Below are 25,121 nucleotides of genomic sequence, written 5' to 3' on the forward strand. Positions count from 1 at the left end.
CGCATGACCTTGGGCATCGGCTTGCAAGACGCGGACTTTGTCGGCGCTTTCGCTCTGTTGGGTTTGTTGATCGGCAGCTTCCTCAACGTGGTGGTGCATCGACTGCCCAGGATGATGGAGCGGCAATGGCAGGCCGAACTCAACGCGACAGCCGCCGCAAACCCCGACTCAGCCACTCCCAATGCACCCGCTCAGCTAGAGTTGTCGCTACTGAGACCGGGCTCCCACTGCCCACGCTGCGGTCATGTCTTGCGCTGGCATGAGAACATCCCTCTGCTGAGTTACGCTGTGTTGCGCGGTCGCTGCTCGGCCTGCCAAGGCTCCATCGGCCTGCGCTATCCCTTGGTGGAGCTAGGCACGGCCTTGCTGTTCGCCGGGTGCGCCGCGCTCTCAGGCGGCACGCAACTGCCCAACGTGCTCAACGCGCTGGCTTGGTGCGGCTTCTGCGCCACCCTGCTGGCCCTGGCCTTGATCGATCTGGACACCTACCTGCTGCCCGACCCACTGACCCAGCCATTGCTCTGGGCTGGCCTGGGCGGGGCCGCACTGGGCTGGACCGGAACAGCCCTGACAGATGCCTTTTGGGGCGCCGCGGCCGGCTACTTGAGCCTGTGGCTGCTGGCGGCGGCCTTCCACTGGATCACAGGCCGCGAGGGCATGGGCCACGGTGATTTCAAGTTGCTTGCGGCGCTCGGAGGCTGGCTGGGTTGGGCGACCTTGCCGCCGATGTTGTTGCTGGCATCCAGCCTGGGCGCGCTGGTCGGGCTGGCCGTGTTGTGGCGGCAAAGGCGCGCGACGGTGCAGACCATGCATAGCGACTCCGCCCAGCCAACACCGCTCTACATCCCCTTCGGACCATTCCTCGCAGCCGCGGGGCTGGTGCTCATGGCGTCGGGCCATGACGCGTTTTACTCCGCCTTGGGGCTGCGCCTGACGGATGTTGGGCTCGTGCTGAAATAGCGCCCATGCCCCCGGCCAACCTCCACACGACTCAGCCCCTCGCCAGTCCATCGGTCACGTTGCGCCTGGGACTGACCGGTGGCATCGGCAGCGGGAAAAGCACGGTTGCGTCCATGCTGGCTGGACGGGGCGCCGTGGTGATCGATGCGGACGCGATCTCCCGTGCATCCACGGCACCGGGAGGGGCCGCGATCGATGCCTTGCGCGCGGCTTTTGGCTCGGAAATGATCGCTGCAGATGGCGCGCTGGATCGCGTGCGCATGCGGCAGCGTGTGTTCGCCGACCCGTCCGCGCGTCTGCAACTCGAAAGCATTGTCCATCCCTTGGTGCACGCACAAACCGAAGCGCGAACTGCCGAGGCGCTCGCCGCTGGGGCACCCTGCATCGTCTACGACGTGCCGCTGCTGGTGGAATCCAGCGCGGCAAACCGCCTCGACGGGCGCCGCACTTGGCGTGAACAGCTCGACCGGATTCTGGTCGTGGACTGCAGCCCAGCCACCCAGATCGCACGGGTTGAGGCGCGCAGCGGTTTGGCTCGCAGCGAGGTCGAGGCCATCATGGCGCAGCAGGCCCGCCGTGATCAACGGCTGAAAGCCGCCGACCACGTGATTTGTAACGAAGGTATCAGCCTGGCCGAGCTGGAAGTACAGATCACTGCTTTGGTGACATTGCTGGGCTTTTGACACGGTATTTGCCCGCAGAGCCCATCCCTCGGACCATTTGCCCGGCTATGATTGCCGCAGAGTCCGCGCCCACTGATGTGATCACTTACGAATACCCCTTCAACGAACGCATACGGACCTACCTCCGACTGGAGAGTCTGTTTCGCCGCCTGCTCGAACTGGTCGCGCGCGAGGAAGCGCTGGACCACCACTACGCACTCGCCAGCCTGTTCGAGGTGATGGAAGTCGGCATGCGCTCCGACCTGCGCGCCGAAGTGCTGCGCGATCTCGAAAAGCAGAAGCAGATGCTCAACGGCTACCGCGACAAGCCTGGCATCGCGCAAGCCGTGCTGGACGAAGTCCTGCAGCAGCTCGACGAAAGCTACGGCCAGCTCACCAGCCTGACGGGCAAGACCGGGGCCATGCTGATGGAAAACGAGTGGCTGATGGGCATCCGCAGCCGCATCAACATCCCTGGCGGGGCCTGCGCCTTCGACCTGCCGGCCTACTTCGCCTGGCAAAACGAGAGCGCCGAGCGTCGCCGCGCTGACTTGCACCGCTGGATCAGCCCCCTGACGCCCTTGGCCGCGGCCATCACCCTGCTGCTCACCCTCCAGCGTGATTCGGGCGTGCCGCAGAAGGTGCTCGCCAATGGCGGGCAGTACCAGCAGACCCTGCCGCAGGGGCGTGCCTTCCAATTGCTGCGCTTGGTGATCGACCCAGCGCTGGGGCTCATCCCCGAAATCAGCGGGAACCGCCTGATGCTGTCCATCCGCCTGATGCGCAAGGACGACAACGACCGCCTGCACGCCTGCACCGAAGACACAAGCTTTGAGCTGACTCTCTGCGCTTAAAAGAGTCGAGGTTTCCGTGATGAATCGCCCCCCGAGCGAAACGAAGCCGCCGCATCAGACCCGTGTGGTGCCTTGCCCGCGCTGCGGTGGCGACAGCATTTACGCAAGCAGCAACCCTTACCGCCCGTTCTGTGGCGAACGCTGCAAGAAGATGGACCTGGGCGCCTGGGCCAGTGAAAGTTTTCGCGTGCCCACCGAGACGCCTCCGGAAGACGAGCAGTACGGTGACCCGCGCCTGCAGTGAAACGACAGCAGGTTCGGCGCGGATGTTCACATCCGCGTGCAGCGTGCGGCCCGTTCCGCAGCGGCGCGCAGGCGGTCCTTGAGAGCCGCCGGGGCCAGCACCTCGAAATCCACCTCCAGCGCCAGCAGCCAGTACACCAGCGGGTCCAGCCCGTGTGCGCCCCACTCCAACAGGCAGCGCTGGGCGTCCAGCGGCTGCACCACGCCAGCCGAGGGCGGGATGCGGCGCACCATGACCTCGTGGGACGCATGCAGCACGACGCGGGCCTGTTCGGGGTAGGGCGCCACCGCCAGGGACCGCGACACGTAGGCACGCAGGTCCCCGCCCTCGGGCCCGGCACGCGGCGCGAAATGCGCGCCCACCACGGGCTCGCCCACGATGCGGTCAAGGCGGAAGGTGCGCCAGTCCTTCCTCGTGAGATCCCAGGCCACCAGATACCAGCGCTGCCCCGTGTGCACCACGCCCTGCGGCTCCAGCTGGCGCACCGCACCGCGTCCATGGATGTCGGTGTAGCTCAGCTCCAAGCGCAGTTGGTCACGGCAGGCCGCCGCCAGCGTGGCCAGCAGGGTGGCATCCACGGTGGGGCCTGTGCGGTCCAGGGGCAAGATGGCCGAACGCAGCGCGTCCACGCGTCGGCGCAAGCGCGCGGGCATGGCCTGCTCCAGCTTCACCAGCGCCCGCAAGGCGGGCTCCTCGATGCCGCCCACCGCGCCGGCCGTCGCGGTGCGCAAGGCGATCGACACCGCCAACGCCTCGTCATCGTCCAGCATCAAGGGTGGTAGTGCCTGACCCGCGCGCAAGGCGTACCCGCCCGCGACACCACTGCTTGCGTGCACCGGATAACCGAGCTGGCGCAGCCGGTCAATGTCGCGCCGCAGTGTGCGTGGGTGCACGGCCAGACGCTCGGCCAGCTCAGCGCCAGCCCAATGGCTGCGGGTCTGCAACAGGGACAACAAGCGCAGCAGGCGAGAAGACGAGCTCAGCATGGCCGAACTGTAGCTTTGATTGAGGGCCAAAATTGTCCGCAATGCAACCTACAGTGCGGCCACCTTTTGACCCCTACCAAGGAGCTTTCCATGTCCCTCGTCCTCTACTGGCACCCCATGTCCAGCGCCACCCCCATCGCCTGCGCCCTGACCGAACTGGGCGTGCCGCACGAGCGCGTGAAGATCGACATCCACGCGGGCGAGCAACGCCGCCCGGACTACCTGGCGCTCAACCCCAACGGCAAGGTCCCAACCCTCACCGTGAACGGCGCACCGATGTTCGAAGCCCTGGCCATCCACCTTTGGCTGGGCCACAGCTTCGGCGTGGAACGCGGGCTGTGGCCCAAAGGCGGCACGCCCGAACACCTGCAGGCCATGTCCTGGTGCACCTGGGCTTATGTCACGTATGGGGCGGTGTTGGTGCGCCTGCAGATCGCCACGCAGGGGGAGGACGCACTGCGCCACCCGGTCCATGCCGAAGCGGCCCGCCAGGTGCTGGATCAATTGCTGGCCCTGCTGGACGCGCGCCTGGCCCAGCAGCCCTGGATGCTGGGGGCCGACTACTCGCTGGTCGACCTGGTGGTGGGTTCCGTCATGGGCTACAGCGTCTACCTCGGCGCGCCGGTGGACGCGCACCCGCACGTCAAGGCCTGGCTGACGCGCGTGCAAGCGCGGCCAGCGATGCAGATCAGCGCCTGAGCGAGGCGCGCGATTCGGCTTCGGCTTGCAGCCAATCCAGCACCGGATAGGCCCCCGGCAGCACAGGGGAGACGGTGAGCGGGAAGGTCTGCCAGGCCATCTGCTGGCCTTCGCGCATCTCGAATTCGCCCGACCAGGCGCGCACCTTGCACCAGTGCAGGCGCACCAGGGCGTGCGGGTAGTCGTGCTCGGTGACCTTCCAGACCTCGGCGTCGGCGATGGCCACGCCCAGCTCCTCGATCAGTTCGCGGCGCAGGGCCTGGGCCACGGTTTCACCCGCCTCCAGCTTGCCGCCGGGGAACTCCCAGTAACCGGCATAAGGCTTGCCCTCGGGCCGGCTGGACAGCAGCAAAGCACCGTCATCCCGGATCAGGATGCCGACGGCGACCTCGGTGTGCTGGCGCGGTTCGCTCATGAGAACCGCCCAAGGGTCGTGAGCGTACCGGCCAGGCGCCCCTTGGGCGCGACGTGGACGGCAAGAAGCAAGGCGCGGCCCGTCGTCATGCGCCGTGCCGCCCAGCGTAATCACGCGCGAATTGGTAGGCCACGCGCCCACTGCGCGAACCGCGCTCCAGCGCCCACACCAGGGCCTCGGGCTGCGCCTGGGTGATGGCGGCCTCGCTGACTCCGAAGGAGCGCAACCACTGCGCGGCGATGCTCAGGTACTCGTCCTGGCTGAAGGGGTAGAAACTCACCCACAAGCCGAAACGCTCGGACAGGGAAATCTTTTCCTCCACCACCTCGCCCGGATGGATCTCGCCATCCTCGCTGGTGGTGTAAGTCAAGTTGTCCTTCATGTGCTCGGGCAGCAGGTGACGGCGGTTGCTGGTCACGTAGATCACCACGTTCGGCGTGGCGGCGGCGACCGAGCCGTCCAAAATGGACTTGAGCGCCTTGTAGCCGCCTTCGCCATCTTCGAAGCTCAGGTCGTCACAGAAGATGATGAACTTCTCGGGCCGCTGGGCGATCACCTCGACGATGTCGGGCAAGTCCACCAAATCGCTCTTGTCGACCTCGATCAGGCGCAGACCTTGGTCGGCATAGGCGTGCAAGCAGGCGCGGATCAGCGAGGACTTGCCCGTGCCGCGCGCGCCCGTCAGCAGCACATTGTTCGCGGGCAGGCCGCGCACGAACTGCTCGGTGTTACGCAGGATCTTGTCCTTCTGCGGTTCGATTTCCTTCAGGTCATCCAGTTGCATGCGCCCGACGTGGCGCACCGGCTCGATGAGCCCCTGGCCCGAACTGCGCTTGCGGTAACGGAAGGCGATGGACGCGGCCCAGTCCGGCTGGGCGAAGGCGCCCGCGGGCAAGGGCAAGATGGCTTCCACACGGGCCAGCACCTGCTCCGCGCGTTCCAGCAGACGTAGGAATTGTTCGTTCATGGTGAGAGTTTATTCGCGGGCACCCGCAGAACCGGCTTTGCCGGGCGGCTGGGTGCGCCCCCTGCGAGCGGGGTGGCTTGGCGACCGACACGCAGGACGCGCAGCCCGGGGATGTTCAACTCCGATAGTCGGCGTTGATGGACACGTAATCGTGGCTGAAGTCACAGGTCCAGACGGTGTCGGCGGCCTGTCCACGCCCCAGCACCACGCGCACGGTGATCTCGCTTTGCTTCATCACGCGCTGACCATCCTCTTCGCGGTAGTCCGGGTGACGTCCGCCCTTCACGGCCACGTGCACGTCATCGAGGTAGAGGTCGATGCCGCCTTGATCCAGGTCGGTGATGCCGGCATAACCCACGGCGGCCAGGATGCGGCCCAGGTTGGGGTCGCTGGCATAAAACGCGGTCTTCACCAGAGGCGAATGCGCGATCGCGTAGGCGGCCAGGCGGCATTCCTCGGCGGTCCGGCCGCCCTCCACCCGCACGGTGATGAACTTGGTCGCCCCTTCACCGTCGCGCACCAGGGCTTGGGCCAATTGGCGTGCCACGGCCAGCAGCGCGCTCTTGAGCGCGCGGCCCTCGGCGCTGTCCAACGAGGTGATTTCCGCGTGCCCGGCCTGGTTGCTGGCGATGAGGATGAAAGAGTCGTTGGTCGAGGTGTCGCCGTCCACCGTCACGCGGTTGAAGGAACCCTCGGCGAGTTCGAACGCGAGTTGGCGGGCCACGGCGGGGCTGACTTTCGCATCGGTGGCGAGGTAGCCCAGCATGGTCGCCATGTTGGGACGGATCATGCCCGCGCCCTTGCTGATGCCCGTGATGCTGATGGTCGCACCGCCGATGTCGGCACGCGCGCTGACGGCCTTGGGCAAGGTGTCCGTGGTCATGATGCCCTCGGCGGCACGCAGCCATTGCGCGCCCGAGGCTTCGCCCTTGGCATCGGCCAGTGCGGCAGGCAGGCCCGCAACAATGCGTTCGACCGGCAGCGGCTCCATGATGACGCCGGTCGAGAACGGCAAGACCTGCTCGCGTGCAACGTTCAAATGTTTGGCCAGCGCATCGCAGGTTTCGCGCGCGCGGCGCAGACCGTCGGCACCGGTACCGGCGTTCGCGTTGCCCGTGTTGATCACCAAGGCACGAACGCGGTTGTTGACCTGGGCCAGATGCTCGCGGCAGATCTGCACCGGCGCGGCGCAGAAACGGTTCTGCGTGAACACGCCAGCCACCGTCGCGCCCTCGTCCAGCAGAAAGACCGTCAGATCCTTGCGATTCGCCTTGCGAACACCGGCTTCGGCCACGCCGATGCGCACGCCCGCGATGGGCAACAGATCCACCGGATTCGGCGCGGTCAAGTTAACGGGCATAGCAGAACTTTCTGAGTCGGGGAGTCTTTGCGCAGGACGCCGTGGAACCGGCTTTGCCGGGCCACTGGCGTCGCCCCCTGAAAGGGGGGTGGCGGAGCAAACGAAGGGAGCGCAGCCTGGGGGTTAGCTCAATCTCCCGTGGCAATGCTTGTACTTCTTGCCGCTACCACAGGGGCAGGGGTCGTTGCGACCCACCTTGGGCACGGCGGCCACCGCGGTGGCGGCATCCAGCCGGGTCTCGGCCTCGCCGGTTTCCGTGGGCGCGGTGTAACGCACATTGCTCAGGTGTTCGCCCTGCTGCTCCAGCGCCTCGGCCGCCTGGCCGATCTGCTCGCTGGACTGCACGCGCACCGTCATCAGCATGCGGGTCACGTCGTTCTTGATGGCGTCGAGCAGGAGGCCGAAAAGCTCGAAGGCCTCGCGCTTGTATTCCTGCTTGGGCTGCTTCTGCGCGTAACCGCGCAGGTGAATGCCCTGGCGCAAGTAGTCCAGCGCGCTCAGGTGCTCGCGCCAGTGGGTATCGATGCTCTGCAACAGCACCATGCGTTCGAACTGCGTGAACTGCTCGGTGCCGACCAGGTCCACCTTGGACTTGTAGGAGGCGTGGGCGGCGGCGAGCACCTGCTCCAGGATGTCCTCGTCGCTGATGGCGTCGGCCTGCTCCACGGTCTGGCGCAAGGGCAAGTTCAGCTGCCATTCGTCATGCAACGCCTTTTCCAGGCCGGGCAAGTCCCACTGCTCCTCCACCGATCCCTCGGGCACGTACTGGTGCACGAGGTCGGTGAAGCAACCTTCGCGCAGGCCGGCGATCTGGGCCGAGAGGTCGGGCGCGTCGATGATGGCGTTGCGCTGCTGGTAAATCACCTTGCGCTGATCGTTCGCCACGTCGTCGTATTCGAGCAACTGCTTGCGGATGTCGAAGTTGCGTGCCTCGACCTTGCGTTGCGCGCTTTCGATGCTGCGCGTGACGATCCCCGCCTCGATGGCCTCGCCCTCGGGCATCTTGAGGCGCTCCATGATGGCGCGCACGCGGTCGCCCGCGAAGATGCGCATCAGCGCGTCGTCCAGGCTCAGGTAGAAGCGCGACGAGCCCGGGTCACCCTGACGGCCCGAGCGGCCGCGCAGCTGGTTGTCGATGCGCCGACTTTCATGCCGCTCGGTGGCAATGATGCGCAGGCCGCCAAAGGCCACCACTTTTTCGTGCTCTTCAGACCACTGCGCGCGCAGCGCCTCGATCTTCTTCTGCTTCGCCGCCGCGTCCAGCGCCGGATCGGCTTCCACGGCCTCCACCGTTTTTTCGACATTGCCGCCCAGCACGATGTCCGTGCCACGGCCCGCCATGTTGGTGGCGATGGTGATGGCTTTCAGACGTCCCGCCTGGGCGATGATGTCCGCTTCGCGCGCATGCTGCTTGGCGTTGAGCACCTGGTGCGGCAGCTTGGCGGCGTCCAGCAACTTGTCGATGATCTCGGAGTTCTCGATCGAGGTCGTGCCCACCAGCACAGGCTGACCGCGCTCATAGCATTCGCGGATGTCGGCGATGGCGGCTTGGTACTTCTCTTGCGTGCTTTTGTAGACACGGTCGAGCTGATCCTGGCGCCGGCTGGGCCGGTGCGGCGGAATCACCACCGTCTCCAGGCCGTAAATTTCCTGGAACTCGTAGGCCTCGGTGTCGGCCGTGCCGGTCATGCCGCCCAGCTTGCCGTACAGACGGAAATAGTTCTGGAAGGTGATGCTGGCCAGGGTCTGGTTCTCGGCCTGGATCTTCACGCCTTCCTTGGCTTCGACGGCCTGGTGCAGACCATCACTCCAGCGCCGGCCCGTCATCAGGCGGCCCGTGAATTCGTCAACGATGACAACCTGTCCCTCCTGCACGACGTAATGCTGGTCGCGGTGATAGAGGTGCCGCGCGCGCAGGCCCGCGTTCAAGTGGTGCATCAGCGAGATGTGGGCCGGGTCGTACAGGCTCGCACCCTCTGGCAGCAGGCCCGCCTGGGCCAGCAAGGCCTCGGCCTTCTCGTGACCAGACTCGGTCAAGAAGACTTGGTGGCTCTTCTCGTCCACCGTGAAGTCGCCGGGCTTGATGACACCCTCGCCCGTGCGCGGATCGGCCTCACCCTCCTGGCGGGTGAGTTGCGGGGCGAGCTTGTTGATGGCCAGGTAGAGGGCCGTGTGGTCCTCGGCCTGTCCACTGATGATGAGCGGCGTGCGTGCTTCATCGATCAGGATGGAATCCACCTCGTCCACGATGGCGTAGTGCAGGCCGCGCTGCACGCGGTCCGCCGCCTCGTAGACCATGTTGTCACGCAGGTAGTCGAAGCCGTATTCGTTGTTGGTGCCGTAGGTGATGTCGGCGGCGTAGGCGGCCTGCTTCTGCTCCCGCGGCATCTGCGGCAGGTTAATGCCCACCGTCAGGCCCAGGAAGTTGTAGAGCCTCTCCATCCAGCGCGCGTCTCGGCTGGCGAGGTAATCGTTCACCGTCACCACGTGCACGCCCTGACCGGCCAGGGCGTTCAGGTACACCGCCAACGTGGCGGTCAAGGTCTTGCCCTCGCCCGTGCGCATCTCGGCCACCTTGCCCTGGTGCAGCGCCATGCCGCCGATCAGCTGCACATCGAAGTGACGCATCTTCATCACACGCCGCGAAGCCTCACGCACCACGGCGAAGGCTTCGGGCAACAGCTTGTCGAGGCTCTCGCCTTGAGCGACTCGCTGGCGGAATTCGGACGTCTTGGACTGCAGGGCCGCGTCGTCCAGTTGGGTCAGGGCCGGTTCCAGCGCATTGATGCGCGTGACCACGGCGCGGTACTGCTTGAGCAGGCGCTCGTTGCGGCTGCCAAAGATTTTGGTGAGGATGTTGATGCCCATGAACGCGACGCGTCCCGGCCAGCCTCCGCGCCGCTTGGGCGGGACGGGCCCGGGACTCTTATCCGGTGACCGATAGATTGAGTGTGAAAGCTCGCCGCCCGCGTGCTAGGCCGACGGGCGCGGCTGAACGGCGCATTCTACCCGTCGGGTAGAACACCTCTTAGAGCCGAGGGGTCAGCGCGGAGCCACCAGCGGGACCGGCGCTTTGCCCGCGACCGGGGCCTGGGCCGCTGCGACCGCGGCGTGAGCGGCGTCGAGATGGGCGGATTCCAGAGGCGCGGCGTCCGTGCCCGTTTCAACGACGCGCCCAGGCTTGGGCGGCAAGTCGCTCGGCTGGATGGTCGCCGCGAAACGCAACTGCTGGTCCAACCGGCTGCGGCTGGCGTTCATGAATTTGTTGGGGTCCTGCGGCACGCCACGCACCAGCACCTCGAAGTGCATGTGGGGGCCCGTCGAGCGGCCCGTGTTGCCGGACAAGGCCACATGCTGTCCACGCTTGACGAGGTCACCCTTCTTGACCAGCAACTTGGAGTTGTGGGCATACCGGGTGATCATGTCCTTGCCATGGTCGATCTCAACCAGATTGCCGTAGTCAGGCCGCAGCTCGGAAGTGACGACCACGCCGCCAGCCGCCGCGAGCACGGGCGTGCCCAGCGGGGTCTGGTAATCGATGCCCGTGTGCAGGGCCGCTCTACCCGTGAACGGGTCAATGCGCCAGCCAAACCCGGAGCCAAAGCCAAACTCCACGGGATGTGAAGTCGGGATCATCATGGTGCGCACCTTCTGCTCGAACAGGCGAGACTCGGCCACGGCCATCATGTCCGTGCGACGGCGCGTGGCACGCTCCAGATCGGACATGATTTTTTGCAGTTCTTGCATGGACAAGGGGCGGCTATCCAAGCCCTCGACCAAAGCGCCGCCCTGACCCGGCTTGGCGCGCACCTGAGCAGGGTCAATGCCGGCCATGCCGGCCACGCGCTCGCTCAGGGATTCAAGCTGTAGCAGCTTGGCTTGCATCTCGCCAATGCGACGTGCCATGGCATCGAGGTTGTCACGCATGAACCGCTCGCGCAGGGCCATCTCGTCCTGCACCATCCAGCGGACCAAGGAGCCGATCACCGGCCAATTCTCGCGGGCGCCTTTCAAGAACACCCAGTGGTACAGGCCCGCAGCGGCCATGAGCAGCACGAGCATCGCCGTCACACCCGCGAGCAGCAACTGCGTGCCACTCAAATGGATGGAGGGCCGCTTGGACACCCAGGAGGGGTCCGTGATAATCACATGCATCGTCTTCCCTTTCCGTTGCAGGCCAGTTCGAAGCGCCAGGCCTCGCTGTCCGGCGGCGAAACGCCGGCATCACGCCCTTGATTATCGGCAAACGCCGCTTTGCATGAACGCCCATCCGTCGCGCCATCACCCGCCTCTGAGCCTGCAAGAGGCTGCCCAAGCATCGCCGGTATTGGCACGCTTGAGCGAACTGAGCCGGGAATCACAAGCCCGGCTACTTGCCATTCGACCGATATTACCAGCGGTGTTACATTTTGCGGTGCAGGCAGGCCCCATCGAGGGGCGCAATTGGTGTCTGATTGTTAAAAATAATGCAGCCGCCGCGAAAATTCGACAGTTGATACCCGCATTCGAGGCACAACTGCGCATTCGGGGACTGGCAGTGGACAGCATCCGGATCAAGGTGCAGTCATCAGCCGATTGACCAAACGCACAACCGCAAAGCAAAAAACCCGTCACGCTGGCAAACAGTGTGCGGGCTTCACATATTGAGTGGCAGCAGCTTGCGCCAGTCTGCGTGGTGCCGCCTGTCGGATTCGAACTGACGACCTACCGCTTACAAGGCGGTTGCTCTACCAACTGAGCTAAGGCGGCACGGCCCGCATTCTAGTTCCATATCTGCTGGGTACGCTGGCACGCCCCTCTGCCGCTCCCAAGAACGCGCGGACCGGTCACCGTCGTTCAATCCGTGAAGACGATAGCCCATATTGTCGCGTTGGGCACTCCGCCTCAGCGCCTAATCTGATATGAGCAACAAGACCCAAACGCTGGCCGTTGTTCCAGGTTAGCCACAATTAACGAAGGAAAACCATAACTTCAGGGTTTTTACGCGACTGATTGCAAAGAGACATCTGGTGGAATGCATCGGGCTTCCTTGCATGAGGAAGTGACTATGGATTCCTACCAATGACTAACTTGTGGAGACATTCATCGTGAAAAAAACTCTGATAGCAGCCGCCGCCCTGGCCGCCACCACCGGCGCAATGGCGTTTGACGTTTCCCTGCGTGGCCGGCTGGACGCCGGCTATGCCGACACCACCTACACCCGTGGCGACGGCAAGTACACCGACTCCGGCGTCGTGTCGCACAACGCTGCGTCCAGCATGTTCAATATCCAAGGCAGCGAGGATCTGGGCGACGGCATGACGATGAGCTTCAAACTGGAATCCGACGTTTACACCGCCAACGGCAACACGGGTGTCAGCGGCGCTGGCACGACCGGTCTGACCCCTTACAACAGCTACCCCGGCGACACCACCGGCGGGCTCTTCAACCGCGCCTCCCGTATCGATCTGACGACTGGTTACGGTTCCATCGGTTTCGGCCGCGACTACACCCCGCTGTTCACGCTGGCCGCCGCCACTGACCTCAACGGTCTGTCGCGCATCTCCACGGTGAACTCACCCGGGGCAGGCGTCGGGACAACTCTGCCGAACCAGATTTTCTACAAAACGCCGGTTCTTTTCGGCGGCATGGTGGTCAATGCGAGCCTCTGGATGGACGACAACTCGAAGGAGGACAGCATCTCACTCAACACCACCACGGGTGCCGCCACGACCACTGCCGGCAAGACGACACGCACAAGCAAGGGCGGAACCCTCACCGTCACCTACGGCAGCCCGCTTTCGACCTATCTCGCCGCGGGCGTGGGTCAAGTCAAGTTCCAGGGCGGGGCGTCGGCGGGCGGCGCGGTGACCTTGTCGGCGCTTCCGGCCTCTGGCCTGTACCCAGGCTCCCCGATCATTGCAGGCCATAAAACCCAAACCATCACCGGCGCGACCCTGGCTGCCAGTACAGTGATGGGGCCCATCAAGCTGGCGGGCAACGTGATCACCTACGACTCGACCTACGACAAGAATAATCTGCAAACTGCAGCGTTCGGGGACCTTGAGTTTTCCGGATCCGAAGTCAACTTCGGCGCCCAGTACACGATGGGAGCGATGCGCTTGGCTGCGCAGGTGGGCGTGAACCAGCGCAAGGCCGAATTGAACAACTCTGTCGAGCAGAAAGGTACCGATTTTGTGCTGGGTGCTTACTACGATCTGTTCAAGAACACCTACGTTTACGTCAAGACCGGTGTGGTGAACTCGTTTGACGAGAAGAAGCCCAGCGGCACCGGCTACCTCACCACGATGGGCAAGCAGGACGACACGTCCAGCGCCATCGGTTTTGTGACCAACTTCTGATCCTCCTTGATCGCTCGCGGGCCGAGCCCCGCTTGCGAACTGAAGCTTCACCCCCTGCCGCGGGAACGCGGCAGGGGGTTTTCTGTTCGGGTAACACGGCCAAGCAGGGAGGCCGAAAGGGATCTGCGGTGCGACGATGGATTAAGACGTATGCCATCCACGTGACACAACGCCGCACACGGGTAGCCTGATGCTCGGCCGTCTTGTGAGGACGCCCAACAAAAAACCCCTGCCATGGCCTCACGGCCAGTGCAGGGGTTTGACGTTCAGACCTTGAGCTGACTTGCGTCAGCCGACGATCAGAACTTGACGCTCAGACCGAACAAGGTGGTCGTGACGGAGTCGTTCGCCTTGACATCCGAGGACACGACCTTGATCTTCTCGTCGAGCGACGTGGAGATGTAACGGGCGTAAACGGCCGTGTTCTTGCTCAGCGAGTAGTCCAGGCCAATGGCAAACTGCTTTTCGTCGCCGCCCAGCGTCTTGGCGTACGTTTCGAACTTGTCGTCATACGTCAGAGTTTGGTATTGCAGACCCAGCTTCAGCGCTTCAGACAGCGGAACCGTGGCTTGCACGTTGTAGCCCGTGTTCAACGTGTCGCCGTCGTACGACAGTTGATGGTAGCCGCCGCCGATGGTGGCAAAGCCAAAGTCGTACGCCACACCGGCAGTGATGTAGTCACGCTTGGCGCCGGCGATTGTTTGAGCAGCGGTAGGAGCAGCAGCAGCATGGAAAGCGCTGCTCTCATCTTCGCTGCGGCTGTTGAAGGCTGCGGCGACGGTCAGGCCACCGGTCTTGAAGATCGCGCCGGCGTCAATCAGGGAGCTCGTCGCTTGCCCGTCCTTGCCATTGCCCGTCTTCTCCGAGGCAGGCACGTAGTTCAGAGACACGACGAGGCCGCTCAGGCTGGGCGAGTCATAACGGATGGAGCTGTTGTAACGGGTTTCGGCAATACCGAACAGACTGACGGTCTTCACGGTATTACTGTTGGTGTTGGAGGTGGAACCGGTGGTGTTGTCGTTGCCAATAACGTTGGTGCCGCCAGCGGTGGTGCCGCCCGCCGTAGCGCGGCCGCCATCCTTGGTGCCGAACATGCCGTAACGGACAGCGCCGTTGACGTTGTGGACCACAGCGTTGGGCGTGCCCAGACGCAGGGTACCGAAGCCACCTTGCAGACCCGCGAACTTCTCGCCGCCCAGGAAAACGCCATTCGATTCAAAAGGCGAGAAGTCATGCTCGTACAGGAAGATGGCCTTCAAGCCGTCGCCCAAGTCTTCGCTGCCCTGGAACGTGACGTTGGTGGTGCCACGGCCATCACGGCCGACGGTGGTCGTGGAGTTCGCGCCGGTGTCGGTCAGACGCACGGTGGTATCGACTTCGCCAGTGATCTTCAGGTCAGCCATCGCGCCAACAGCAGCCGTCAGGGCCGCCACGGCAATCAGGGTCTTTTTCATGTGGAAAGTTCTCCAAAGGTTAAACAAGAGGTCCCAAGACTGGGTTCTTCAAGAGGCCGATACAGCAGCAGGCCGTGAAGCCGTGCGAGACTGGGTTGGACCCCTGGTTCACCTCCTCAAGCAAGGAAGTTGGGCGCTATTCCACCAGAAGCCCCCACCCAAGACAACGTGAAAACCCTGAAGTCACCGCTTTGTCATACGCGATGTGGTTCTGAGGCAACAAATGCCGAGGGCCAAATTTCCAGGGGTGATAACCATATCGCCAAGTTGGTGGCTCAACACTTTCCCCTCGTTACACACGGCGTGTCGTGCCGCCTGTCTTGACCAAAGTCAGTGACCGGCCAGTCAGCGTCGCTGTCCCAGTCACCAGTGCGTTGATTGCAAAAGAGGGCCTGGGTTCTGTCGCACCTTCGCGCCAACGCCAGCTGTGTGAGATCTCTGTCTGAGATGGCAGGTTGCATGCCACCTTCACCCCCAACGTCGCCACAACGTCGCCCCGTTTGATCTGGATCAGCTTGCAGGATGCCCCGAGCTGACGCGCCGAGGCACAATCCCCCCATGCGTTCAAGCCCGATGCCCGAGTCTTTCTCCGACGCCCTGCTCACCGCCGCCGACACGGCGCTGCGCACCCTGTTCGCGCCGCCTCGCGCGGCCCGCCCCACACCTCGCCCCATACCTCGCACTACGCCCTCTGCACCGGGCTCCGCACAGGCTCAGGAACTGAGCGCGCAAGACCAGCGTTTGTCGGCCTCCTTGATGCGTGTGAACCACGTGGGTGAAGTCTGTGCCCAGGCCCTGTACACAGCGCAAGCCTTGGCCACGCCAGACCCCGTGCTGCGTCGGCACTTCATGCGTGCCTGCAACGAAGAAACCGATCACTTGGCCTGGACCCGCCAGCGTCTGGACGAACTGGGCTCACGCCCCTCCCTGTTGAATCCGCTGTGGTATGCCGGGGCCTTCGGCATTGGGCTGGTGGCGGGCCGCATGGGCAATGCCATCAGCCTGGGATTCGTGGTGGAAACGGAGCGCCAAGTGGAAGCGCACTTGGACAGCCACCTTGAACGCCTGCCGGCCGGCGACGCGGCCTCGCGCGCGATCGTGGCCCAGATGAGCAAGGACGAGGCCGGTCACGCATCAGAAGCGCTGGACGCGGGCGCCGCCGAGTTGCCTGGCCCCGTCAAGGGCCTGATGCGGATGGCCGCCAAGGTGATGACGACCACCGCGCATCACCTCTGATTTATCAGCGAGGCGGGGAATGGCCCCACAGGCGCCGCCAGCCGGGGTCGCTGCGATCTCAGGCGATGCGGGAAACGATCAAGACCGCGAAAAACAGCAACGCGGCGATGATGGTCCACTTGAGCGTGAGCAGGCCCCAACGGCGGTAGCGGGACTGACCGGTGCCCGCGTAAAAGGCAAAGCAGACGGCCGCGCCCATCAGCAGCAAGAGCATGGCCCAGCGAAACAGCAGCATCGGTAAAAGACTCGCTAGTTGTTGTTGTGGAAAAAAACTGCTCAGACGGACGCGGCGAGGGATTTACCAGGCGCGCGCCAGTTGCGCGTAACCCTTGGGCGCGAGCTTTTCGTTCTCGAAAGTCACGACCTCCCAGGCGTCTTCTTGCGCCAGCAGCTCCCGCAACAGCTTGTTGTTCATGGCATGGCCCGAACGGAAGGCGGAATAGCTGGCCAGCAAGGGCTTACCCAGGATGTAGAGGTCACCCATGGCATCAAGGATCTTGTGCTTCACGAACTCGTCGTCGTAGCGCAGGCCTCCGGCGTTGAGCACCTTGTAGTCGTCCATGACGATGGCGTTGTCCATGCCGCCACCCAGGGCCAGACCGTTGGCGCGCATCATCTCCACGTCCTTGGTGAAGCCGAAGGTGCGCGCGCGGGCGATGTCACGCGAGTAGTTGTGCACGCTCAAATCAAACTCGACGCGCTGGCCGGTGGAGTCGACCGCGGGATGATGAAAGTCAATCTCGAAGCTGAGCTTGTAGCCGTGGAAGGGGTCCAGGCGCGCCCATTTGACGTTCTGCCCCTCGCCCTCACGCACCTCGATCGGCCGCTTGACGCGCACGAACCGCTTGGGCGCGTTCTGCAACTCGATGCCCGCGCTTTGCAGCAAAAAGACGAAGCTGGCGGAGGAACCGTCCAGAATGGGCACTTCCTCGGCCGTGATGTCGATGTAGAGGTTGTCGATGCCCAGGCCGGCGCAGGCCGACATCAGGTGTTCCACCGTGTTCACCCGCGCCCCCCCATGGCTCAGGGTGGAGGCCATGCGGGTGTCGCTGACGGCCAGCGTGCCCACCGGAATGTCCACCGGCTCGGGCAAGTCCACGCGACGGAACACGATGCCCGTGTCCGGCTGCGCCGGACGCAGCGTGATTTCCACGCGCTGCCCGCCATGCAAGCCCACGCCCACCGCGCGGGTCAGGGATTTGAGGGTACGTTGTTGCAACATGGCCGCTATTTTAAGTAAGTAGGCCCTCACGGGCCCTGTTCAACGGCAGAAACCTTGACTATCGCGGCAATAGTTTGCTTGTGATGACAAACGATCCCGCCTCTGAACACATCTCGCGATTGACGGAATGGAAAGCGTAGCGAGCGGGTCGAGGTTGCGGCGAAGCGCGCAGCCGTACTTCTTGTACGGCGAGCACTGCAGCTGCAAGATCGGCCCGCGCAGTCGCTTTACATCCGTCAATCCGCTTGCTTGCGCAGGAACGCGGGGATCTCCAGGTCTTCCATCCCCCCCGCCGACAGCGCGTCGACCTTGGCCGCGGCCTGGGTACGGTCGCGGGTGCGCCAGACGGCGGGTGAAGCCATCTGGTTGTAGTCGGCCTGCGGCGCTGCGGGCGGCGTCATGCCGGGCAGATTGCCCTGCGCGGCGGCGGCACGCTCGGCCACCCGGGCCTGGGCGGCGGCGCGCGCGGCACTGGACGAGGCCGCCAGGGACGCGGCACTCGGCTGGCTCAGGGGCGCGTTGTAGGGCTGGGACGGCGCAAATGGCTGGGCCGCGGGTTGGGACATCGGCTGGCCCAGGGGCTGGGTCAGCGTCGGCGGCGCGGACACAGGCGCCGCGTTGATCGGGTTGTTCAGCGTCGGGACCTGCATGGGCGCACCGACGGCATCGTGCGTGCCGGTGCGCAGCACCTGCAAGGGAGGCGCCGTGCGGCGCCCACCCTGGCGGATGGACAAGCCGGTGGCCACGACGGTCACGCGCAGGTCTTCGCCCAGGGTGTCGTCGTACGCCGTGCCGAAGATCACCATGGCCTCGGGGGCCGCGTAGGCGCGGATGGTGTTCATGGCCAGCTTGGTCTCGGCCAGCTTGAAGTTCTCCTTGGACGCCGTGATCAACACCAGCACGCCGCGCGCGCCCGACAGGTCAATGCCTTCCAGCAGCGGGCTGGCCACAGCCTGCTCGGCGGCGATGCGCGCACGGTCCGGGCCGCTGGCGCGGGCCGTGCCCATCATGGCCTTGCCCGGCTCGCCCATGACGGAGCGCACGTCGTTGAAGTCCACGTTCAGTTCGCCGGGCGTGGTGATGATCTCGGCAATACCGCCCACTGCGTTCTTGAGCACGTCGTTGGCGTAGGAGAAGGCTTGGGCCTGGGTGATTTCATCGCCCAGCACTTCGAGCAGCTTCTCGTTGAGCACGACGATGAGCGAATCGACATTGGCTTCCAGCTCGGCCAGGCCCGCGTCGGCGTTGATCATGCGGCGCCCGCCTTCCCATTCGAAGGGCTTGGTCACCACGGCCACGGTCAAGATGCCCATCTCGCGCGCGATGCGCGCGATCACCGGCGCCGCGCCCGTGCCCGTGCCGCCGCCCATGCCCGCGGTGATGAACAGCATGTGCGCGCCGTTGACGGCCTCGCGGATTTGGTCTTCCGCCGCCTCGGCCGCCTCGCGCCCCTTCTCGGGTTTGCTGCCCGCGCCCAACCCGCTGCGGCCCAGCTGAATCTTGCGCGCCGCGCTGCTGCGGCCCAGGGCCTGGGCGTCCGTGTTGGCGCAGATGAATTCCACGCCCTGCACGTCGCGCTCGATCATGTGCTCGACCGCGTTGCCGCCGCCGCCGCCCACGCCAATGACCTTGATCTGCGTGCCGCGGTCGAATTCGGATTCGTCGATGATTTCGATGTTCATGCTGCTCATAGCTTGCTCCTTGCTATCCGTGTCAGTTGCCTTGATTGATTGAATTTCCGTCTTGCCTTTCGGCTTGTTGTTCTCATGCGTCGGCCCTCATCCGCTGGCACGCGCCCGTCGCCAGCGACGCCGCGGACTTCGGCCCGGGCTGCCTCGGGCACATCGGTAAAGGTAAAGCGTCGTCACGTTCGGGCCTTGCCTCAGAAATTGCTGATGAACCAGTCCCGCAGACGCGTGACCTTGCTCTTGACCGAATGCAGGGGATTGCCCGTGCCCACGCGGTAACCGCGCAAACGGGCCAGCCGAGCCTCCTCCAACATGCCCATCACGGTGGCGGCGCGAGGCTGGCCGACCAGCTCGGCCCCCTTGCCGCTGAACTTCGGCACACCGCGCCGCACGGGCTTGAGAAAGATGTCCTCGCCCAGCTCGATGATGCCGGGCATCAAGGCGCTCCCGCCCGTGAGCACGATGCCGGAGGACAGCACTTCCTCGCAGCCGGACTCACGCAGCACCTGCTGCACCAGGGTGAAGATTTCCTCCACGCGCGGCTCGATGACACCCGCCAGGGCCTGCTTGCCCAGCATGCGGGGGCCACGGTCGCCCAGGCCGGGCACCTCGAGCTGGCCGTCCGGATCGGCGAGCAGTTGCTTGGCGCAGCCGTTCTCCACCTTGATGTCCTCGGCGTCCTTGGTCGGTGTGCGCAGCGCCATGGCGATGTCGCTGGTGATCAGGTCACCCGCGATCGGGATCACCGAGGTGTGGCGGATCGCGCCGCCCGTGAACACGGCCACGTCGGTCGCACCCGCGCCGATGTCCACCAGGGCCACGCCCAGCTCTTTTTCATCCTCGGTCAGCACCGAGAGGCTGGAAGCCAGCGGATTCAGCATCAGCTGCTCCACCTCCAGCCCGCAGCGGCGCACGCACTTGACGATGTTCTCCGCCGCGCTGGCCGCGCCGGTCACGATGTGCACCTTGGCCTCGAGACGGATGCCGCTCATGCCCACCGGCTCGCGCACGTCCTGGCCGTCGATGATGAATTCTTGCGGCTCCACCAGCAGCAGGCGCTGATCGTTCGGGATGTTGATGGCCTTGGCCGTCTCCACCACGCGCGCCACGTCGGCCTGGCTCACCTCGCGGTCCTTCACGGCCACCATGCCGCTGGAATTGATGCCGCGGATGTGGCTGCCCGTGATGCCGGTGTAAACACTGGTGATCCTGCAATCGGCCATCAATTCAGCCTCGCGCAGCGCCTGCTGGATGCTGTGCACCGTGGCGTCGATGTTCACCACCACGCCGCGCTTGAGCCCCGTTGAGGGCGCGATGCCCAAGCCCACCAGCCGCAGTTCGCCCGCATGCGGGCCCTCGTGCATGACCTCGGCCACCACCGCCATCACCTTGGAGGTGCCGATGTCGAGGCCGACGACCAGATCCTTGTATTCCTTTGCCATAGAGGTGCGCGTCCTTCGCTTGTGCCTTACTTTGTCCGCGCCTTGTCCAGGGCCGCGACCGTGCTCACGCCCCGCAGGCGCAGCGCATAACCCTGGGCGTAACGCAGATCGGCGCTTTCCAGCGCGGTGAGATCGCGCCGGTGGTGTGCCGCCACCTGAGCCGCCGTGTCCAGAAATCGTTGCAGGCGGGCCTTGACCTCGGGGGCTTCGCCGCCTCCGAGCTCGATCAAGGCCACGCTGCCCGTTCCCCGCGGTGCACCCGCGGGGACAGCGGCCACTTGCCGCACGCCGAGCTGCCAATTGCCGCGCGGCGTGAGCACCAGGCTGGCCGTGCGCAAACCTTGCGGGGCCAGCAGCGGCTCCATGTCGCGCTGCATCGCCAGCACCTCGGTGGCGCGTGCCACCGGGCCGTCCAGGCGCGGCAGGTTCTCGGTCTCCACCTCGTCCAGGTTGGCCTCGAACACCTCACCCTGACGGTTGAGCAGGGCCTGGGCCCCCGCGCCCTGGTCGGTGCCCTGCTCCTGGCCCCAGTAGGCGGCGGGTTGATGTTCCTCAAGGATGACGCGCAAGCGGTTCGGAAACTCGCGCTGCACCACCGCGCGCCGCACCCAGGGCTGCGCCTCGAACACGCGCTGCACAGCGGGCAGGTCCACCGTCAGGAAGGTGCCCTGGATGTGGGGCATCACACGGGCGCGCAACGTCCGCGCATTGCTGTGCCGCACATCACCCAGCACGGTCAAGCCGCTGATGGAAAACACCGGATGCTGCATCACCCAGCGCGCGAAATAAGTCAGGGCGAGCAACACGAAAACCACCAGCAGGGCGCGCGCCAAGCCATTCATCAGCCGCACATCGAAAGTGGCGCTCGCGGGCGCGGCCTGGCCCGCCGCCGCGGAAGCGGTGGATGCGGGGCTGGCCGTCGTCTTTTTCCTCATGCGCCGTCACTCCGTCCGGCGCGATCAGCGGCGGTGCCCGAGGCCGGGGCCTGCGGCGCGTGATCAAGCGTGGCCGTCGCCAGCAAACGCAGGCACAGGTCCTCGTAACTGATGCCCGCTGCCTTGGCCGACATGGGCACCAGCGAGTGTCCCGTCATGCCGGGCGAGGTGTTGATCTCCAGCAAGTACGGCGTCCGCGTCTTGGCGTCGATCATCACGTCGGCCCGCGCCCAACCGCGGCAACCCAGCGCGTGGAAGGAACGCAGCACCAAATCCTGGATGCGCGCCTCCTCGCCTTCGGGCAAGCCGCTGGGGATGATGTATTGCGTGCCGTCGCTGAAGTACTTGTGTTCGTAGTCGTAGTTGCCGCCCGGCGCGACGATGCGGATGGCGGGCAGCGCGCGCGCGTCGGCACCGCTGCCGATCACGGGCACGGTCACTTCGTCGCCCGCGATGAATTGTTCGCACAGCACCAGCGGGTCGTGCTGGGCCGCCAGCTGGTAAGCCTGGGCGCATTGGGTGGCATCGTTGACCTTGGTCAAGCCGATGGTCGAGCCTTCGCGCGCGGGCTTGACGATCATGGGCGCACCCAGCTCGGCCAAGGCGGCGCGGGTTTCGTCCACGCTGGTCACGTTCTTCCAGCGTGGCGTGGGCAGGCCCTCGGCCAACCAGATGCGCTTGGTCATCACCTTGTCCATCGCGACGCTGGAGGCCAGCACGCCGCTGCCGGTGTAGGGGATGCCCAGCAATTCGAGCGCACCCTGCACCGTGCCGTCCTCGCCGAAGCGGCCATGCAAGGCGATGAAGCAGCGCGCGTAACCGTCCCGCTTGAGTTCGCCCAGCTCGCGCTGCGCCGGGTCGAAGGCGTGCGCGTCCACGCCGCGCGACTGCAGCGCCTTGAGCACGCCCGTGCCGGACATCAGCGAGACCTCGCGCTCGGCCGACGCCCCGCCCATCAGCACCGCGACTTTGCCAAGTTGACTTCCCAGAACGCTCACTTCACTTTCTCCACAAGCCCGGGGACAGACGCGCCCCCCAGTTCCACCACTTTCGCGGGCACGCCGCCGATCGACCCCGCGCCCATGCACATCACCACGTCACCCGCGCGCGCCAAGTCCAGAATGGTCTGGGGCATGGCGGCGATGTCGTCCACGAACACCGGCTCCACCTTGGCCGCCACGCGCAAGGCTCGGGTCAGACTGCGCCCGTCGGCCGCGACGATGGGGCTCTCGCCCGCCGCGTACACCTCGGCCAGCAGCACGGCGTCGGCGCTCTCGCCGATGACCTTGACGAAATCCTCGAAGCAGTCACGCGTGCGCGTGTAGCGGTGCGGCTGGAACGCCAGCACCAGCCGCTGCCCAGGGAAAGCGCCACGCGCCGCGGACAAGGTCGCGGCCATCTCCACCGGGTGATGACCGTAGTCATCGATCAGGGTGAAGGTGCCGCCGCCCTTGGCGGGGATCTCGCCATAACGCTGGAAGCGCCGTCCCACGCCCTTGAACTCGGCCAGGGCCTTGAGCAGCGCCACATCCGGGATTTCCAACTCGGCCGCGACGGCGATGGCCGACAAGGCGTTGAGCACGTTGTGCCGACCCGCGAGGTTGAGCACCACCTCCAGGTCGGGCAGCACCACGCCGTTGCGCCGCTGGGCGGTGAAATGCATCTGCCCGCCCACCGCGCGCACATTGACCGCGCGCACCTGGGCGTTGTCGCCAAAACCGTAGCTGGTGATCGGGCAATTCACCGTGTCCGCGACCTCGCGCACGGCCGGGTCGTCCGTGCAGAGGATGGCCGTGCCGTAGAACGGCATGCGGTGCAGGAAATCAACGAAGGCCTGCTTGAGCCGGCCAAAGTCGTGCCCATAAGTCTCCATGTGGTCGGCGTCGATGTTGGTCACCACCGACAGCACGGGCAGCAGGTTCAGGAAGGAGGCATCGCTTTCGTCCGCCTCCACCACGATGAACTCGCCTTGCCCCAGGCGCGCGTTCGCGCCCGCGCTGTTGAGCCGCCCGCCGATCACGAAGGTCGGGTCCAGCCCGGCCTCGGCCAGCACGCTGGCGACCAGGCTGGTCGTGGTCGTCTTGCCGTGCGTGCCCGCGATGGCGATGCCACGTTTGAGGCGCATCAGCTCCGCCAGCATCACGGCGCGCGGCACGATGGGAATGTGCTTGTCGCGGGCGGCAAGCACCTCGGGGTTGTCGGCCTTCACCGCGGTGGACGTCACCACCGCGTCCGCGTCCGCGACGTGCTGGGCCGCGTGCCCCACGAAGGTCCGAATGCCCAGGCCCGCCAGACGCCGCAACGTGGCGCTGTCGGACAGGTCCGAGCCCGAGATCGTGTAGCCCAGGTTGTGCAGCACCTCGGCGATGCCGGACATGCCGGCGCCGCCCACGCCGACGAAGTGAATCTGCTTGATCGCGTGCTTCATGCCGCGCCTCCCGTCAATTCTTCGCAAGCCGCCACGACCCGCTGCGTCGCATCGGTCTTGCGCAAGGCGTAAGCCGCCTCGGCCCGCCGCAGCAGCTCCTCGCGCGACGCGTTCTTCAGCAGCAGCGACAGACCCGCGGTCGTCAAATCCTTCTGCTGGATCAGCCAGCCACCGCCCGCGTCCACCAGGAAGCGTGCATTGGAGGTTTGATGATCGTCCACCGCGGCCGGGAAAGGCACGAAGAGCGCCGCAGCGCCAATGGCCGCGATCTCCGTCACCGTGCTTGCGCCCGCCCGGGCAACGATCAGGTCGGCCTGCGCGTAGGCGCTGGCCGTGTCTTCGATGAAGGGCGTCAACTCGGCCTCCACGCCCGCGGATGCATAGTTGGCGCGCAGGGTGTCGATCTGCCGCGCACCGCTCTGATGGATGACCCGCGGACGTTCGGCTCGCGGGACGTGCGCCAGGGCCTTGGGCACGATGTCATTGAGCGCCTGCGCGCCCAGACTCCCGCCGACCACCAGCACACGCAACGGCCCCTGGCGGCCCGCGAAACGCGTGGCGGGCGCGGGATGATTCAGGAACTCCGCGCGCAAGGGATTGCCCACCCACTGCGCCTTGCGCAGCGCACCTGGGCGGTCGGAGGGGAAGGCCGAATACACCCGGTCGGCCACGCCCGACAGCACCTTGTTGACCAGACCGGCGACAGAGTTCTGTTCGTGCAGCACCAGGGGCTTGCCCAGCAGCACGCCCATCATCCCGCCGGGGAAGGCGATGTAGCCGCCCAGGCCCACAATCACGTCGGGCCGCACGCGGCGGATCACGACGATGCTTTGCCAGAAGGCACGCAGCAGATGGAAAGGCAGCAGGAACAGCCTGCGCAGGCCCTTGCCGCGCACGCCGCCAAACTCCACGTGCTCGAAAGCGAAGCCGCGTGGCGGCACCAGCGTGCCCTCCATGTGCTCACGGTGGCCCAGCCAGTGCACGCGCCACCCCTGGTCACGCAAGGCCTCGGCGACCGCCAGGCCAGGGAAGATGTGCCCGCCCGTGCCGCCGGCCATGATCAGGGCGCATTTCTGGCGCTTCATGCCCACCTCCGTGCATGCCCGCGGCTGCGCCGTGCAGCGCTGGCGCGCTGGTGTCCGTTTTGTTGAAACAGACAACTCATGCCCGGCCTCCGTGCATGCCCACGGCTGCGCCGTGCAGCGCTGGCGCGCTGGTGTCCGTTTTG

Annotated in this window: 23 protein-coding genes and 1 tRNA gene; 8 read left to right on the forward strand and 16 right to left on the reverse strand. The window is 65.4% G+C overall.

Annotated features, from left to right (window positions below):
* Window positions 1-3: 3 nt before the first annotated feature.
* From HGR_RS01015 to HGR_RS01030, 4 genes are all read left to right on the forward strand, one after another.
* On the forward strand, window positions 4-960 hold the full coding sequence (locus tag HGR_RS01015) for a prepilin peptidase (protein ID WP_006296174.1): 957 nt from the start codon (window positions 4-6) through the stop codon (window positions 958-960).
* A 5-nt stretch (window positions 961-965) separates the two neighbouring features.
* Window positions 966-1,643: a dephospho-CoA kinase gene (gene coaE, locus HGR_RS01020; RefSeq protein WP_006296175.1), complete on the forward strand. Its 678-nt coding sequence runs from the start codon at window positions 966-968 to the stop codon at window positions 1,641-1,643.
* 77 nt (window positions 1,644-1,720) lie between these two features.
* The gene (gene zapD / locus HGR_RS01025) at window positions 1,721-2,476 is read left to right on the forward strand and encodes a cell division protein ZapD (protein WP_039851908.1); all 756 of its coding nucleotides are present in this window, start codon (window positions 1,721-1,723) and stop codon (window positions 2,474-2,476) included.
* Between the two features lie 19 nt (window positions 2,477-2,495).
* Window positions 2,496-2,720, forward strand: a complete 225-nt coding sequence (locus tag HGR_RS01030) for a DNA gyrase inhibitor YacG (RefSeq protein ID WP_006296177.1) — start codon at window positions 2,496-2,498, stop codon at window positions 2,718-2,720.
* 26 nt (window positions 2,721-2,746) lie between these two features.
* Here HGR_RS01030 and HGR_RS01035 read toward each other — a convergent pair whose 3' ends face one another.
* Window positions 2,747-3,706: a helix-turn-helix transcriptional regulator gene (locus HGR_RS01035; protein WP_006296178.1), complete on the reverse strand. Its 960-nt coding sequence runs from the start codon at window positions 3,704-3,706 to the stop codon at window positions 2,747-2,749.
* 90 nt (window positions 3,707-3,796) lie between these two features.
* Here HGR_RS01035 and HGR_RS01040 point away from each other — a divergent pair, with 90 nt between their 5' ends.
* Window positions 3,797-4,405, forward strand: coding sequence for a glutathione S-transferase family protein (locus tag HGR_RS01040; protein ID WP_006296179.1), 609 nt, complete (start codon window positions 3,797-3,799; stop codon window positions 4,403-4,405).
* Here the strand turns inward: HGR_RS01040 and HGR_RS01045 are convergent.
* The 5 genes from HGR_RS01045 to HGR_RS01065 all read right to left on the reverse strand — a co-directional run bounded on the left by HGR_RS01045 (window position 4,395) and on the right by HGR_RS01065 (window position 11,302).
* Entirely contained in the window at window positions 4,395-4,820 is a 426-nt protein-coding gene (locus HGR_RS01045) for an NUDIX domain-containing protein (protein WP_006296180.1), read from the reverse strand. The genes HGR_RS01040 and HGR_RS01045 overlap by 11 nt on opposite strands.
* Before the next feature lie 85 nt (window positions 4,821-4,905).
* Window positions 4,906-5,787, reverse strand: coding sequence for an ATP-binding protein (locus tag HGR_RS01050; protein ID WP_006296181.1), 882 nt, complete (start codon window positions 5,785-5,787; stop codon window positions 4,906-4,908).
* Between the two features lie 115 nt (window positions 5,788-5,902).
* Complete coding sequence (gene argJ / locus HGR_RS01055; protein WP_006296182.1) at window positions 5,903-7,147, reverse strand: bifunctional glutamate N-acetyltransferase/amino-acid acetyltransferase ArgJ; 1,245 nt, start codon at window positions 7,145-7,147, stop codon at window positions 5,903-5,905.
* Between the two features lie 123 nt (window positions 7,148-7,270).
* Window positions 7,271-10,015, reverse strand: coding sequence for a preprotein translocase subunit SecA (gene secA / locus HGR_RS01060; protein WP_006296183.1), 2,745 nt, complete (start codon window positions 10,013-10,015; stop codon window positions 7,271-7,273).
* A gap of 174 nt (window positions 10,016-10,189) precedes the next feature.
* Window positions 10,190-11,302, reverse strand: a complete 1,113-nt coding sequence (locus tag HGR_RS01065) for a M23 family metallopeptidase (RefSeq protein WP_006296184.1) — start codon at window positions 11,300-11,302, stop codon at window positions 10,190-10,192.
* Window positions 11,303-11,405: 103 nt separating this feature from the next.
* On the opposite strand from HGR_RS01065, the gene HGR_RS16955 reads away from it, so the two are divergent.
* Complete coding sequence (locus HGR_RS16955; RefSeq protein WP_081463404.1) at window positions 11,406-11,726, forward strand: hypothetical protein; 321 nt, start codon at window positions 11,406-11,408, stop codon at window positions 11,724-11,726.
* A 94-nt stretch (window positions 11,727-11,820) separates the two neighbouring features.
* Here the strand turns inward: HGR_RS16955 and HGR_RS01070 are convergent.
* Window positions 11,821-11,896: transfer RNA gene (locus HGR_RS01070), tRNA-Thr, on the reverse strand.
* 323 nt (window positions 11,897-12,219) lie between these two features.
* On the opposite strand from HGR_RS01070, the gene HGR_RS16665 reads away from it, so the two are divergent.
* Complete coding sequence (locus tag HGR_RS16665; protein WP_006296185.1) at window positions 12,220-13,488, forward strand: porin; 1,269 nt, start codon at window positions 12,220-12,222, stop codon at window positions 13,486-13,488.
* Window positions 13,489-13,787: 299 nt separating this feature from the next.
* Here HGR_RS16665 and HGR_RS01080 read toward each other — a convergent pair whose 3' ends face one another.
* Window positions 13,788-14,942 (reverse strand): porin, encoded by a 1,155-nt coding sequence (locus tag HGR_RS01080; protein ID WP_006296186.1) that lies wholly within the window; start codon window positions 14,940-14,942, stop codon window positions 13,788-13,790.
* Window positions 14,943-15,500: 558 nt separating this feature from the next.
* Here HGR_RS01080 and coq7 point away from each other — a divergent pair.
* Window positions 15,501-16,178, forward strand: a complete 678-nt coding sequence (gene coq7, locus HGR_RS01085; RefSeq protein WP_138922349.1) for a 2-polyprenyl-3-methyl-6-methoxy-1,4-benzoquinone monooxygenase — start codon at window positions 15,501-15,503, stop codon at window positions 16,176-16,178.
* A 58-nt stretch (window positions 16,179-16,236) separates the two neighbouring features.
* Here coq7 and HGR_RS17475 read toward each other — a convergent pair whose 3' ends face one another.
* The 8 genes from HGR_RS17475 to murG form a co-directional block, all read right to left on the reverse strand.
* The gene (locus HGR_RS17475; RefSeq protein WP_006296188.1) at window positions 16,237-16,413 is read right to left on the reverse strand and encodes a hypothetical protein; all 177 of its coding nucleotides are present in this window, start codon (window positions 16,411-16,413) and stop codon (window positions 16,237-16,239) included.
* Between the two features lie 63 nt (window positions 16,414-16,476).
* Window positions 16,477-17,400 carry a UDP-3-O-acyl-N-acetylglucosamine deacetylase gene (lpxC, locus tag HGR_RS01090; RefSeq protein ID WP_006296189.1) on the reverse strand — a complete coding sequence of 308 codons (924 nt, stop codon included), beginning with the start codon at window positions 17,398-17,400 and terminating at the stop codon, window positions 16,477-16,479.
* 236 nt (window positions 17,401-17,636) lie between these two features.
* Entirely contained in the window at window positions 17,637-19,082 is a 1,446-nt protein-coding gene (gene ftsZ / locus HGR_RS01095; protein ID WP_039851915.1) for a cell division protein FtsZ, read from the reverse strand.
* Between the two features lie 200 nt (window positions 19,083-19,282).
* Entirely contained in the window at window positions 19,283-20,530 is a 1,248-nt protein-coding gene (gene ftsA / locus HGR_RS01100) for a cell division protein FtsA (RefSeq protein ID WP_006296191.1), read from the reverse strand.
* A gap of 26 nt (window positions 20,531-20,556) precedes the next feature.
* A complete protein-coding gene (locus tag HGR_RS01105) occupies window positions 20,557-21,465 on the reverse strand; it encodes a cell division protein FtsQ/DivIB (RefSeq protein ID WP_006296192.1) in 909 nt (302 codons plus the stop codon).
* Complete coding sequence (locus HGR_RS01110) at window positions 21,462-22,463, reverse strand: D-alanine--D-alanine ligase (RefSeq protein WP_006296193.1); 1,002 nt, start codon at window positions 22,461-22,463, stop codon at window positions 21,462-21,464. The genes HGR_RS01105 and HGR_RS01110 overlap by 4 nt, the downstream gene beginning before the upstream one ends.
* Window positions 22,460-23,893, reverse strand: coding sequence for a UDP-N-acetylmuramate--L-alanine ligase (murC, locus tag HGR_RS01115; protein WP_006296194.1), 1,434 nt, complete (start codon window positions 23,891-23,893; stop codon window positions 22,460-22,462). The genes HGR_RS01110 and murC overlap by 4 nt, the downstream gene beginning before the upstream one ends.
* Complete coding sequence (gene murG / locus HGR_RS01120; protein ID WP_006296195.1) at window positions 23,890-24,978, reverse strand: undecaprenyldiphospho-muramoylpentapeptide beta-N-acetylglucosaminyltransferase; 1,089 nt, start codon at window positions 24,976-24,978, stop codon at window positions 23,890-23,892. The genes murC and murG overlap by 4 nt, the downstream gene beginning before the upstream one ends.
* Between the last annotated feature and the right edge of the window lie 143 nt (window positions 24,979-25,121).

The organism is Hylemonella gracilis ATCC 19624 (genome assembly GCF_000211835.1).
Lineage (GTDB): Bacteria > Pseudomonadota > Gammaproteobacteria > Burkholderiales > Burkholderiaceae_C > Hylemonella > Hylemonella gracilis.

Bases quoted from the DNA above. Each gene is read 5' to 3' on its own strand.
- HGR_RS01015 (WP_006296174.1), top strand. From the start codon at position 4: ATGACCTTGGGCATCGGCTTGCAAGACGCGGACTTTGTCGGCGCTTTC.
- coaE (WP_006296175.1), top strand. From the start codon at position 966: ATGCCCCCGGCCAACCTCCACACGACTCAGCCCCTCGCCAGTCCATCG.
- HGR_RS01030 (WP_006296177.1), top strand. From the start codon at position 2,496: ATGAATCGCCCCCCGAGCGAAACGAAGCCGCCGCATCAGACCCGTGTG.
- HGR_RS01035 (WP_006296178.1), bottom strand. From the start codon at position 3,706: ATGCTGAGCTCGTCTTCTCGCCTGCTGCGCTTGTTGTCCCTGTTGCAG.
- HGR_RS01040 (WP_006296179.1), top strand. From the start codon at position 3,797: ATGTCCCTCGTCCTCTACTGGCACCCCATGTCCAGCGCCACCCCCATC.
- HGR_RS01045 (WP_006296180.1), bottom strand. From the start codon at position 4,820: ATGAGCGAACCGCGCCAGCACACCGAGGTCGCCGTCGGCATCCTGATC.
- HGR_RS01050 (WP_006296181.1), bottom strand. From the start codon at position 5,787: ATGAACGAACAATTCCTACGTCTGCTGGAACGCGCGGAGCAGGTGCTG.
- argJ (WP_006296182.1), bottom strand. From the start codon at position 7,147: ATGCCCGTTAACTTGACCGCGCCGAATCCGGTGGATCTGTTGCCCATC.
- secA (WP_006296183.1), bottom strand. From the start codon at position 10,015: ATGGGCATCAACATCCTCACCAAAATCTTTGGCAGCCGCAACGAGCGC.
- HGR_RS01065 (WP_006296184.1), bottom strand. From the start codon at position 11,302: ATGCATGTGATTATCACGGACCCCTCCTGGGTGTCCAAGCGGCCCTCC.
- HGR_RS16955 (WP_081463404.1), top strand. From the start codon at position 11,406: ATGAACGCCCATCCGTCGCGCCATCACCCGCCTCTGAGCCTGCAAGAG.
- HGR_RS01080 (WP_006296186.1), bottom strand. From the start codon at position 14,942: ATGAAAAAGACCCTGATTGCCGTGGCGGCCCTGACGGCTGCTGTTGGC.
- coq7 (WP_138922349.1), top strand. From the start codon at position 15,501: ATGCGTTCAAGCCCGATGCCCGAGTCTTTCTCCGACGCCCTGCTCACC.
- HGR_RS17475 (WP_006296188.1), bottom strand. From the start codon at position 16,413: ATGCTGCTGTTTCGCTGGGCCATGCTCTTGCTGCTGATGGGCGCGGCC.
- lpxC (WP_006296189.1), bottom strand. From the start codon at position 17,400: ATGTTGCAACAACGTACCCTCAAATCCCTGACCCGCGCGGTGGGCGTG.
- ftsZ (WP_039851915.1), bottom strand. From the start codon at position 19,082: ATGAACATCGAAATCATCGACGAATCCGAATTCGACCGCGGCACGCAG.
- ftsA (WP_006296191.1), bottom strand. From the start codon at position 20,530: ATGGCAAAGGAATACAAGGATCTGGTCGTCGGCCTCGACATCGGCACC.
- HGR_RS01105 (WP_006296192.1), bottom strand. From the start codon at position 21,465: ATGAGGAAAAAGACGACGGCCAGCCCCGCATCCACCGCTTCCGCGGCG.
- murC (WP_006296194.1), bottom strand. From the start codon at position 23,893: ATGAAGCACGCGATCAAGCAGATTCACTTCGTCGGCGTGGGCGGCGCC.
- murG (WP_006296195.1), bottom strand. From the start codon at position 24,978: ATGAAGCGCCAGAAATGCGCCCTGATCATGGCCGGCGGCACGGGCGGG.